Source organism: Methylobacterium sp. WL9, from assembly GCF_008040035.1.
Taxonomy (GTDB): Bacteria; Pseudomonadota; Alphaproteobacteria; order Rhizobiales; family Beijerinckiaceae; genus Methylobacterium; species Methylobacterium thuringiense.
Map to the genome: position 1 here is coordinate 1 of NZ_VRVE01000110.1, position 11,906 is coordinate 11,906.

Below are 11,906 nucleotides of genomic sequence, written 5' to 3' on the forward strand. Positions count from 1 at the left end.
GATCGCCGGGTCGACGTCGATCAGCTCGTAGCGCGCATACACCCCCTGGGGCGTCGCGACGTCCGCCCCGTCCACGATCGCACGCGACGTCGGACCAGACGCCGGCAGATACGAGCAGCCCGAGGCCAGACAGGCCAGCAGGGCTGCGGGAGCCGCGATACGCACCATGAACACATCTCCATCCGGCGCACGGGCGAACCCGCTCCCGGGGCTGGGTCTCTTCCGAATACCCGTCAAATCGCTGCGATCGGTTTAACGGGTGCCTGAGATCGACCGGGGCGCGGCGTCAGCCGGCCCAAGCTCAGCCGTTCGGCACCAATACGTCACGAGCGTGGCACGGCCACGCTTGGATCCGACGCCGACGCCGTTTCGGAACGGACTGCGTCCCGCAGGCGACACCCGAGCGCCGCGATCCGGAGATCGACCCGGCGCGGCGCGTCCGTGGACGGACGGCCGAACCGGAACAGGGCGTAATCCGTCCGCGGATCCCCGTCGCCGGGGCGGTAGCAGGGCAGGGAGGGCGCGTGATCGCCGAAGACGCACAGCGTCGCCTCGTCCGCCGAGAGCCCGTCGACCAGCGCCTCGACCGCCCGGCCGGCATTGCCCACATGGTGAAAATACTGCTCCAGCGGGTCGTCGATGCCGGGGAGCCGACCCGGCTTCCAGGGGCCGTGGTTCTCCATGGTGGCGCAGAACACGAGGATCGGACCGCGCCGCCCCCGCACCTCTGCCAGGATGCGCTCGGCCACCGCCGCATCGCCGACATAGGGGCCGACGCGCGGGGCGTCCGCGAAATCCTCGTGCATGATCAGGCGGTCGAAGCCGAGTTCCTTCATCACGCCGGCGCGGTCGAAGAAGTCGCGGTGGTAGGGGTGGACGAACACCGTTTCGTAGCCCGCCGCCCGCGCGAGGCGGGCGAGGCTCGTCGGCTCGCGGCCGCCGCTGGAGAGGTAGGGGTCGAAGCCGCCGAAGCCGAGGCTCGCGCCCTCGCGTCCGGTCAGCGCGGCGTGCTCGGAGCGCATGGTGTAGGCCCCGTGCGTCGGCACGGTGAGCCGGCCGTACTGCGCCGCCTCGCTGCGGACCCGCTCCATCATCGGCAGGGGCGCACCGCCGAGGCGGGCCGGATCCATGAAGGATTCGAGCTGGACCACGACGACGACCGCGTCACCGCGGTCCGGCGGCAGGGACAGTGGTTCCGCCGATGGCGGCGCTGCCGCCTCGGCGTCGCGGCGTGCCCAATAGGCGAGCATCGTGGCGAGCACGCCGTAGCGGGCCACGTCGGCTTCCAGGTCCGGCACGGGGAAGCGCGCGGCGATCGCGGCGCGGCCGGGCCGGGTCCGGGCCGCGAACCCGAGTGCGAGCAGGGCGAGCGGCAGCGCGACGATCGCAGCGAGGCTCGGACCGAGACCGTGCGGCAGGGCCGCCGGCTCGACCGTGTACCAGAAGGCGGCGGCGGCGAACCCGAGCAGCAGCGGCCCCGCCGTGCGCGGATGGGTCAGCGGCGTGGTGTAGTAGAGTTCGGGATGCCGCGGCACCTGGCGAAGCAGGGCGAGGTCGCTGAACACCAGCGGCTCCCCGAGCACGCGGCGCTTGAGGCGGTTGATCAGCACCGTGACCACGATGGTCGCCACGATCGACAGGCAGGCGAGCCACGGCCGCCACGAGAACACGAACCAGAACGCCGCGATCAGCGCATAGGAGCCGAGCCGGATCGCGACGTCGCCGGGCCGGACGCTCACCCGGCGGGGCGTGGCGGCGGCCTCGATCGCGAAGGAGCCGGCGAGGGCGACGACGAGGGGCAGGATCACGGACATCGGAAACGGCAGGGGGTTTCTGAGCTGGTTTCGGTAAGCTGCCCCGCGGCTTTCCGAGGAAAACCCGCGGCAACACAAGACGCTAGGCAGATCCGCGCTGACCAGCCAGCGCGACGCTGCCTAGCGTGGGGCGCCACGGACGCCGCGGCGGGCGCGCAGGCGTCGCACGATCGGGTTCAGAAGGGCGTAGCGGGCGCGCATCACCCCGTGACGAACGCTGCCGATGGCGAGCCGGGACGGCCCCGCCGCGTCACGCACGGCCGAGAGCCGGTCGAGCAGTTGCTCCGGCTCGCAAGGCTTCATCGCGACGGGATCGAGATAGCGCGGATACAGGATCAGCGCGCCGGCCGCGAGTTCGTCCAGGGCGAGCCTGCGGCCGCGATCCGCGTTCGGGGCGAGATCCTCGGTCAGGCCCCAGCCGGCATAGAAGGGACGGCCGTGGACCGCCACGGTGAGGCCGCGGATCAGCGCCTCGAAACCGGCGAGCGAGGTCATGGTCTCGACGTGGTGGACCCGGTCGAGCAGGTCGACGATGGCGAGGCCGCCGACGAGCCGGTCGGCGATCGCCAGCGCGTCCGCGTCGGGGATCGCCCCCGGCCGGAAACCCGCCTCGACGTCGGGATGGGGCTTGTAGAGCAGGAACGCGTCCGGGTTGCGGGCGCGGGCGGCCTGCAGCAGCCCGAGATTGGTGCGCACCAGGGGTGAGCCGTACTGCACCGAGGCATCGTCCTCGACCTGCCCCGGCACCAGCACGATCCGCCGGCCGGACGGCCAGTCGGTCCCGACTTCTGCCAAGCCGACATTGTACTTGCTGAGCCGCCGCGCCACGATCGATTCCCGCAGCGCGCGCGCTCGCGACACGATCTCCGGCGCAAACGCAGTCTGCTTCAGGATCCGGGCGAGGCGGCTCTCGGTGCGCGGGTCGTAGTAGATGCCGGAATCGTCGACGACGATCGAGGCGCCTGGCTGCAGGCTGGCGCCGAGTCCGACCGAACGCAGAAAACCGTCCTCGATCCGCGAAAGCGGAATTCCTGCTTCGTCGCAGAGAGCTGCCAAGCGCTCCGGCATCCGGGTCGCCCAGGCCTGGACCTGCGCACCGTTCCGAACGGCCGCCGCGACGGCATCCTCCGCGGTCATGGTGTGAATCGGAGGGCCGGCGGGGCCGTCGGCGAAGACGTCGAGGGCCGGACGCTTCCAGCGCGAGATGCCGACATAGACCGTGCGGCGCGCCTGACCGGCGAAGGTCTCGCGCAGCCACGCCACCCGTTCCACGGCCTGCTCCATCGGAATCGGACGGCGGCTCCAGGGATCGAAGGCGTATACGCCGGCGCCGTAGCGCAGGGCGAGCGACCGCGCCGGATCGGGCGTCGCGCGCGAGCCGTCCGCGGCGAGGCAGATCGTCTCGACTCCGGCCAGCTGCGCCTCGCAGGCGGCGTCCTCACTCGCGACGTAGACCCGCGAAACCCGGTCGAACAGGGACCAGGGATCCACGGGTTCGGCGAGGACGCTCAGACGCGGCACGGCGAGACGGAGCGCCGGGACCCCGTCCGGGCCGGCCGCGACGAGGCGGCCATCCGGAACCGCGGCCAGCACGCGGTCGAGAAAGGCCTGCAGGCGGCGCGGTGCGGCGGCGAGGTCCGGCTCGACCAGGACCAAAGCCGGACGGCCCGAGACGATCTCCGGCAGGGGGGCCGCCGGCGGAGCCCGGTTGGCGCCGAACGGGCGATGGCGGCGCAACTGACCGGCGAGCCCGGCAGACGGTTCGCCACCACCATACGGCCGGCCGTCGAGCGTGACGCGCAGGCTCGCGAACCCCGTCTCCGGCGTATCGTAGGGGCTCAGCAGCGGACCGGGCGCGACGCTCAGCACGGAACGGCCCACGGCCGTCAGCGTCGACTCGGCCAGCGAGCCGCGGCGTGCCGCGAAGACGCCGTTCGGGCCCTGCGCGAAGACGCTGCCGGTGACGGCCTCGATCTCGCGGCGCAGATGCCGAATCATGCGCCCGGTCGGAAACAGCGACGATGGCGGCGGCTTGGACATGGGAGGCCGGACGGGCGGTGCGCGGGAAAGCGCGCCTTAGATCACCTCGGGAAACGCCCGTCGAACCGAAATGTCGGCGGCGACGCCAGCGCTTAACCCGCTCTTCACCGCGAAAGCGAATGCTGGCTTCGGCCGGGCCGCTTTTTCCGGGCGAGCATCACATGCAGGCCGCAATCCGGGGCGACAGCTAACCCGCTCGCGCAACGGCCTGTGACCCACCGGCAACGCGCCTCGGGAAACCAGAATGCACGCAGAAACTCGGATTGATCAGGGATCCGGGAGCGTGCGACCCATCTCGAGAGCGGCCGGCATGACAGCCGAAGGCTCGGATCGCAGCGGGCCCAGGACAAAACACTCCGGCATGCCGCAGCCCCGTCCGAACACCCCGCGCTCGCCGATCGCGACTTTCCTGTTTCTGCAGGGCATCGCCTCCCCGTTCTTCTCCGATCTCGGCAATGCCCTGCGCGAACGCGGGCACAAGGTCCGCCGGATCAACTTCTCCTCCGGCGACTGGCTGTTCTGGCGCGGAGACTGCGACGATTATCGCGGCAGCAGCGAGAACTGGGCCGGCCATCTCGAAGCCTATATCCGCGAGCACGCCGTCACCGACCTCGTGCTGTTCGGCGATTGCCGGCCCTATCACGTGGCCGCGATGCTGGCGGCCAAGCCGCTGGGCGTGCGCGTGCACGTCTTCGAGGAGGGCTACGTCCGGCCGAACTGGATCACCTGCGAGCACGGCGGCGTGAACGGCAATTCCTCGCTGCCCAAGAGCGCCGCCGAGATCCGGGCGATCGCCCGCCGCCTGCCGCAGCAGGGTCGCGCGATGCCGCTCTCCGGCGACATGGCCCGGCGCAGCGTCTGGGACATCGCCTACAACCTCGCCAATATCGGCTTCCCGTATTTCTATCCCGGTTTCCGCAGCCATCGGCCGAACCACATCGCGGCCGAGTACGGCGGCTGGATCAAGAAGTTCCTGCGGCGCGGCCGGACGCGGCGGCATGCGGCCGACGTCAACCGGATCTACGGCGCGATCCAGGCCGACTACTTCCTGCTGCCGCTCCAGCTCGACAGCGACTACCAGATCCGGGTGCACTCGCCGTTCCTCGGCGTCGAGGGCTTCATGGACCGGGTGATCGCGTCCTTCGCCAAGTATTGCGGTCAGCATCCCGGCGCTGCGACGCGCCTGCTCGTGAAGCTGCATCCCCTCGACAGCGGGATCATGGACTGGCGCAAGCGCGCCCGTCAGTCGGCCAAGCGCCACGGCGTCAACGACCGGATCGACTTCATCGACGGCGGCGACCTGCAGGCGCTGATCGACGGCAGCCGCGGCGTCGTCCTCGTCAACTCAACGGTAGGGATGCTGTCGCTCGAGCGCGGGCGCCCGACCCTGGCCACCGGCAGCGCGATCTACAACATGCCGGGCCTGACCCATCAGGGCGGGATCGACAGTTTCTGGCATGCGCCGACGCCGCCCGACCTGGACCTGATGGCGGATTTCCGCCGCGTGGTGATCCACCGGACCCAGATCAACGGCGGCTATTTCTCGAAGCCGGCGATCGAGCGGGCCGTCGCCGGCGCGGTGCCGAGGCTCGAATCCGTGTTACCGCCCGTGGCCCTCGCCCTCGCGCGTTCGGCCCGCGAGAGTGGCACCGAAGACGGCACCCTCTCGCCGGTCTATTGATCGCCCGACGCGTGGCCGACTCGGCCTGAGCCGGCCTCCCGCGAATCCGTCAGCTTCAAAAATGCCCGTCATCCTGATCACCGGCGCCTCCAGCGGCATCGGCGCGGCCCTCGCCCGCCACTATGCCCGGCCCGGAACGCTCCTCGTCCTCAACGCCCGCGATCCGGTCCGCCTCGACGCCATCGCCGGGATCTGCCGGGCGCAAGGCGCGGAGGTCCGCATCGAGCCCCTCGACGTGCGCGACCGGACGGCCGTGGGGGCACGGGTGCGCGCGCTCCATGCCGAGACCGCGCTCGACCTCGCGATCATCGCCGCCGGCATCAACGGCGGCCATCCGGACGGCGGCATCGAGACCGAGGAGATGGCTTTCGCCACGCTCGACACCAACCTCTCCGGCGCGCTCAACGTCGTCCTGCCCTGCATCGAGCTCATGAAGGCCCGCGGCAGCGGCCAGATCTGCCTCGTCGGCTCGCTCGCCGCCTATGCGCCGTTGCCCGACGCGCCGGCCTATAGCGGCAGCAAGGCGGCCCTGCTCGCCCACGGCCTGGCGCTCCGCCAGAAGCTGAAGCCGTTCGGCGTGCAGGTGAACGTCGTGACGCTGGGCTACGTCAAGACGGCGATGGGCAGCGCCTATCAGGGTTGGCGCCCGCTGGAGACCAGCGCCGAGGTGGCAGCCCGGAAAATCGCACGCGGGCTCGCACGCAACGCCGCCGTCATCGCCTTTCCATGGCTGCTCTTTCACGCGGCCCGGGCAGCGGGGCTTGCCCCCGAATGGCTGCGCGAACTCGGCATGCGCGCCTTCAGCTTCCGCATCCGGCAGGACACCCGATGACCCGGCCGCGGCTCGCGCTGTTCGCGCTGGAGGCCTTGCCGAACGCCCGCACGGTCCGCCGGTTCGTCGCCGACCATGCCGGGAGCATCGCCTTCGTCGGCCTGTCGAACGCCGAGCGGCCCTCGACGGGCGGCCTCGTCGGACAGGTCCGCCGCCACCTCGCCCGCTCCGGCCCCGGCATCCTGCCCTATCTCGCGGTGAATTTCGGACTGCCCGACCTGCTGCGCCCGCTCTCACCGCTGACGCAGCGGTTTGCCGGCAGCGGTGAATTGCCGGAGGCAACGCCGCTGAAGCCGTTGTGCCGGCGCCTCGGCATCCCGACCGCCAGCCTCGACGACGTGAACGGGCCCGAGGTCGCCGCGCTGTTTCGCCGGCACGCGCCCGACCTGATCGTGACCTTCCACTTCGACCAGATCCTGTCGGCCGAGACGCTGGCGATGGCGCCGCTCGGCGGCCTGAACGTCCATCCGAGCCTGTTGCCGCGCCACCGCGGCCCCGTGCCGACGATCCACGCGCTGGCCGACGGGGAGGGCGCCTTCGGCGTCACCGTGCACCGGCTCGCGCCGGCGATCGATGCCGGCGCGATCCTGGCTCAGGAGGCCGTGAGTCTTCCCGCGGACGTCACGGCGAGCCGCGCAGCGATCGTGCTGCACGAACGTGGCCTGCCGCTTCTGGAAAGCGTTCTCGACGGGATCGCCGCCACCGGGGCGGTGCCGCAGGGGCGGACGGTTCCGGTCCAGCCCTATTGCGGGTTTCCCGACCGCGCGATGCTCGGGGCGATGCGACGGGCGGGCCGGCGGCTGACGGATGCGCGAGACCTGCGCGAGGCCGTCAGCCTCCACGCCTAAGGACTACCGCGAAAACTTCTTGTACTTCAGCTTCTTCGGAAGGATCGAATCCGTCCCGAGGCGGCGCTTCTTGTCCTCCTCGTAATCCGAGAAGTTCCCCTCGAACCACTCGACGTGGCTGTCGCCCTCGAAGGCGAGGATGTGGGTCGCGATGCGATTCAGGAACCAGCGATCGTGGCTGATGATGACGGCGCAGCCGGCGTAATCCTCGAGCGCATCCTCGAGCGCCCGCAACGTCTCCATGTCGAGATCGTTGGTGGGCTCGTCGAGCAGCAGGACGTTGGCACCGCCCTTCAGCGTGCGGGCGAGGTGGACGCGGTTGCGCTCACCGCCCGAGAGCGTGCCGACCTTCTTCTGCTGGTCCCCGCCCTTGAAGGCGAAGGCCGCGCAATAGGCGCGGGAATTGATCTCGCGCTTGTTGAAATAGATGATGTCGTTGCCGCCCGAGACCTCCTGCCAGACGGTCGCCGCCGGATCGAGCGCATCGCGCGACTGGTCGACGTAGCCGAGCTTCACCGTGGCACCGACCGAGATGTCGCCGCCGTCGGGCTTCTCCGCGCCGGTGATCATCTTGAACAGGGTGGTCTTGCCGGCGCCGTTCGGACCGATCACGCCGACGATGCCGCCCGGCGGCAGCTTGAACGAGAGATCCTCGATCAGCAGGCGGTCGCCGAAAGCCTTGTTGAGGTGGTCGAACTCGATGACGCTGTTGCCGAGCCGTTCGTCGATCGGAATGACGATCTGCGCCGAGGCGTCGACCTTGTTGTTCTGCTTGGCCACCAGCTCCTCGTAGCGGGTGATACGCGCCTTCGACTTCGACTGGCGGGCCTTCGGCGAGGCGGCGATCCATTCCTGCTCGCGGTTGATCGAGCGCTGGCGGGCCATGTCCTCGCGGCCCTCCTGCTGCAGGCGCTTCTGCTTCTGCACAAGCCAGGCCGAGTAGTTGCCCTCGTAGGGGATGCCCTTGGTGCGATCGAGTTCGAGGATCCAGCTCGTGACGTTGTCGAGGAAGTAGCGATCGTGGGTCACGATCAGGATCGCGCCGGGGTAGTTCTTGAGGTGGCCTTCGAGCCAGTTCACCGTCTCGGCGTCGAGGTGGTTGGTCGGCTCGTCGAGGAGCAGCAGTTCCGGCTCCCAGAGCAGCAGCTTGCACAGGGCCACGCGGCGGCGCTCGCCGCCGGACAGGGTGGCGACGGGCTGCTCGTCGCTCGGGCAGCCGAGCGCTTCCATGGCCTGGTCGACCTTGGATTCGAGCTCCCAGAGGTTGGCCGCCTCGATCTTGTCCTGGAGCTCCGTCATCTCGTCGGCGGTCTCGTCGGAGTAGTTCATGGCGAGTTCGTTGTAGCGGTCGAGCAGCGCCTGCTTCTCGGCCACGCCCTCCATCACGTTCTCGCGGACCGACTTGTCCGGATCGAGATGCGGCTCCTGCGGCAGGTAGCCGACGCGCGCGCCCTGGGCGACGAAGCCCTCGCCGGTCCACTCCGTGTCGATGCCGGCCATGATCTTCAGAAGGGTCGACTTGCCCGAGCCGTTGATGCCCAGGACGCCGATCTTGGCGTCCGGATAGAACGACAGGTTGACGTTATCGAGGACCTTCTTGCCGCCGGTATAGGTCTTGGTCAGACCCTTCATGTGGTAGATGAATTCGCGGGCCATTCGTGGTGTCCTCGTGGTTCCGGCCGGCCGCAGGGCGGCCGTCGCGGGTCGAGATCCGGCGCGGGCTCGCCATCGAGCCGCGTCGCGGGTTTCATCGATCCGCGTTGAGCGATTGGGATATTCCCGCCGACGTAACAGGGCGCCCACGACCCGGCAAGGATGCGGGGGGTGTCGGTCGCCTGCGCGGACCGACGCCGCGACGGCCGCCAGGATGTTCAGGCGAAAGGATTCTTGACGGTCGTGGAGGCTCGCGTGGTCTCGGCGACGGCCTGAGGCAGGTCCTCGGCTTCCAGCGCCGTCACGATCGCATCGAGCACGGCCCGCAGAGCCCTCGCACGGTCCAGCCCCGTCCGGTCTCGCGTGAGATCGAGCGAGCCGTACAGCGCGATCCGCGTCGTGCCGTTCTCGAACGACAGGTTTTCGAAGTTCTGGACGCCGGCATCATCGGCGAAGGGTCGGAACTCCGGCTGCGACGTGTCGGGCATCGAACTCTCCTCAAAAGATCGATCGCATCAGGTCGCGCCACACGCGCCGCAGGATCTGGTGCAGCGCGCGCTTCGCCCAGGACCCGAAGCTCTCGTCGGCGCCCGAACGGCCGCCGTCTCGGGACGACGCGAGCGGTTCCGGCAGGCTCATCGCCCGCGCCTTGGCGGCGTCCGGCAACGCGGGAAACACGTCGATCCCGGCGGTCTCCTTGAGCGTCGCGATCGAGACGGCCCGCCACGCACCCGTCGCGTCGTTTCCGGCGAGATAGGCGGCGGCCTCGCCGCGGGCCGGATCGTAGATGGCTTTGTAGATCTGCGTCGGCACCAGGACGCGGCCGTTGATCGCCTCGGCGGCCGGCCCCGAAAAGATCGGGCCGGTGACCACGAACAACTCGCCGCGCCGGACCGCGAGCCGGCGCACGCGCTCTTCGATGCCGGACCAGACGTTGCGGTTCGCCGTGCGGTTCTGCGGGACCATGTTGGCCAGGCTGAAGGATTGGGCCTGCGCCTCGGGCGTCGGCATGTCGGCCGCCGGCGCCATGTGGCCGCGATCGTAGCCGCTTCGGACGTAGTCGCCCAATTCCGAGCGCGTACGCGCGGGGAGGCGGTCCTCCTCGTGGAACGCGTCGGCCCGGTCGACGGTGCGTGCCGCTGCGACGCTGGCGCGCGTCAGCCGCTCGGCCGCATAGAGCGGCGTCCGCGAACGGCCCGAGAACAGGATCGCGAAGGCGTCGAAACAGAGCGGCGCGGTATCCGCGGCGAGCTTCGGGTCTGCAAGCATCGGCGGCCGCCCGCCGGCGAAATGCCGGGGGCAGGATTCGGATGCCCCGGCGGGCCCGACGGCGAGAGCGAGCGCGGCGAGGAGCGCAGGCGCTCGCCGGCGGGCATCCTGCATCATGATGCCGGTTGTCCTAAAAACAGACCCGCACCTGGCGTGTGCCGGACGGGGTGTAGCGCCAGCGGTATGCACAGGGCCGGCCGAGCGTTCCCTCGAACGGGCGGGCATCACGGTCGGGCGCGCCCGGCGGACGACGGCCGGGACACGCGGTCGGCCAATCACAGAATCGCGAGCGCGCGGCATCGGCCGCATGGACGTCGAACGCGATCAACGCGGGCATGAAGGCGACGAGCGGCAGCATCCGAGCCAGTGCGCGACGCGACCCTGTGTTGCACCGGAGCCCCTCATCTCGGAAAAATGCATGCACAATATTGATCATCGCCGCCCTATTCCGTAATGCCCGGGGCCTTGTAGGCGAGCGGACCGAACTGCCTTAACCGTAAAGGCACGCGGACCGCTCGAAAGCTCTTGATGCCGCGTCCCGCCTCTCGCCGGATCATGGCACCGTAAGGCCGGATCGAGATAGGCTTCTTACGCCAGGATGGCGGCTTTGCCGTCCGGCGGAGTCGGCCAGCGCGCCACGGGCGACGGCCTCGAAGATCCGCCCGTGTGGTGGGAACGCGACGAACAGCAGGTGACGACTTTGGCTCTTGTCGACGTATCGATCCTTGACGACCTCCCGACCCCGGACGCGTTGCGGCGTCTACCGGAATCGGACCTCCGCGCCGTGGCCGATGCGGTGCGGGCGGAGATGATCGACGCCGTGTCGGTGACCGGCGGGCATCTCGGCTCCGGCCTCGGCGTGGTCGAGCTGACCGTGGCCCTGCATCACGTCTTCGACACGCCCTCCGACCGCATCGTCTGGGATGTCGGCCACCAGGCCTATCCGCACAAGATCCTCACCGGGCGGCGTGATCGCATCCGGACGCTGCGCCAGGGCGGGGGCCTGTCGGGCTTCACCAAGCGGAGCGAGAGCGAGTACGACCCCTTCGGCGCGGCGCATTCCTCGACCTCGATCTCGGCCGCGCTCGGCATGGCGGTGGGCCGCGACCTGCACGAAGCCGATCTGAAGGCGCGCGGCGAAACCCCAAAAAACCGTCGCAACATGATCGCGGTGATCGGCGACGGCTCGATGTCGGCGGGCATGGCCTACGAGGCCATGAACAATGCCGGCGCGCTGCATTCGCGGCTGATCGTGATCCTCAACGACAACGACATGTCGATCGCCCCGCCGGTCGGCGCGATGTCGGCCTACCTCGCGCGGCTGGCCTCGGGCGACACCTACCGCTCGATCCGCGAAACGGCGAAGCAACTCGGCAAGCTGCTGCCGAAGCGGCTCTACGAGCGCGCGGTGCAGGCCGAGGAATACGCCCGCTCCCTCGTCGTCGGCGGCGGCACGATGTTCGAGGAGATGGGTTTTCACTATGTCGGCCCGGTCGACGGCCACAACCTCGACCACCTGCTGCCGGTGCTGAAGAACGTCCGCGATGCGAGCGAGGGCCCGATCCTGCTCCACGTCGTGACGCAGAAGGGCAAGGGCTACGGCCCGGCCGAGGCGAGCGCGGACCGCTACCACGGCGTGGTCAAGTTCGACGTGATCTCGGGCGTGCAGGCCAAGGCCAAGCCCAACGCCCCGGCCTATACCCGCGTCTTCGGCGAGAGCCTGATCAAGGCGGCCGATGCCGACCCGAAGGTGGTGGCGATCACCGCGG

Annotated in this window: 10 protein-coding genes and 1 pseudogene; 4 read left to right on the plus strand and 7 right to left on the minus strand. The window is 69.8% G+C overall.

Features of this window, described 5'->3' with window-relative positions; translation table 11 throughout:
- The 3 genes and pseudogenes from FV217_RS23560 to FV217_RS20465 form a co-directional block, all read right to left on the minus strand.
- Positions 1–168, minus strand: a pseudogene (locus FV217_RS23560) (sugar transporter); the annotation flags it as partial.
- Between the two features lie 155 nt (positions 169–323).
- Positions 324–1,814 carry an LTA synthase family protein gene (locus FV217_RS20460; RefSeq protein WP_147819352.1) on the minus strand — a complete coding sequence of 497 codons (1,491 nt, stop codon included), beginning with the start codon at positions 1,812–1,814 and terminating at the stop codon, positions 324–326.
- A 120-nt stretch (positions 1,815–1,934) separates the two neighbouring features.
- Entirely contained in the window at positions 1,935–3,812 is a 1,878-nt protein-coding gene (locus FV217_RS20465; protein ID WP_246683052.1) for a capsular biosynthesis protein, read from the minus strand.
- Positions 3,813–4,215: 403 nt separating this feature from the next.
- Here FV217_RS20465 and FV217_RS20470 point away from each other — a divergent pair, with 403 nt between their 5' ends.
- The 3 genes from FV217_RS20470 (at position 4,216) to FV217_RS20480 (ending at position 7,215) form a co-directional block, all read left to right on the plus strand.
- Positions 4,216–5,535 (plus strand): capsular biosynthesis protein, encoded by a 1,320-nt coding sequence (locus FV217_RS20470; RefSeq protein WP_147819356.1) that lies wholly within the window; start codon positions 4,216–4,218, stop codon positions 5,533–5,535.
- A 61-nt stretch (positions 5,536–5,596) separates the two neighbouring features.
- Entirely contained in the window at positions 5,597–6,367 is a 771-nt protein-coding gene (locus tag FV217_RS20475; protein WP_147819358.1) for an SDR family NAD(P)-dependent oxidoreductase, read from the plus strand.
- Positions 6,364–7,215 (plus strand): formyltransferase family protein, encoded by an 852-nt coding sequence (locus FV217_RS20480; RefSeq protein WP_147819360.1) that lies wholly within the window; start codon positions 6,364–6,366, stop codon positions 7,213–7,215. The genes FV217_RS20475 and FV217_RS20480 overlap by 4 nt, the downstream gene beginning before the upstream one ends.
- A gap of 3 nt (positions 7,216–7,218) precedes the next feature.
- On the opposite strand, the gene ettA is transcribed toward FV217_RS20480, so the two are convergent.
- The 4 genes from ettA to FV217_RS20500 form a co-directional block, all read right to left on the minus strand.
- Entirely contained in the window at positions 7,219–8,871 is a 1,653-nt protein-coding gene (ettA, locus tag FV217_RS20485; RefSeq protein ID WP_147819362.1) for an energy-dependent translational throttle protein EttA, read from the minus strand.
- Between the two features lie 215 nt (positions 8,872–9,086).
- Positions 9,087–9,356, minus strand: coding sequence for a hypothetical protein (locus tag FV217_RS20490; RefSeq protein ID WP_147819364.1), 270 nt, complete (start codon positions 9,354–9,356; stop codon positions 9,087–9,089).
- Positions 9,357–9,366: 10 nt separating this feature from the next.
- Positions 9,367–10,254 (minus strand): DNA/RNA non-specific endonuclease, encoded by an 888-nt coding sequence (locus tag FV217_RS20495; protein WP_147819366.1) that lies wholly within the window; start codon positions 10,252–10,254, stop codon positions 9,367–9,369.
- A gap of 13 nt (positions 10,255–10,267) precedes the next feature.
- On the minus strand, positions 10,268–10,495 hold the full coding sequence (locus tag FV217_RS20500) for a hypothetical protein (protein ID WP_147819368.1): 228 nt from the start codon (positions 10,493–10,495) through the stop codon (positions 10,268–10,270).
- Positions 10,496–10,837: 342 nt separating this feature from the next.
- Between FV217_RS20500 and FV217_RS20505 the strand changes: the two genes are divergently transcribed.
- The coding region (locus FV217_RS20505) for a 1-deoxy-D-xylulose-5-phosphate synthase N-terminal domain-containing protein (RefSeq protein ID WP_147819370.1) at positions 10,838–11,906 on the plus strand (1,069 nt) is incomplete at its 3' end.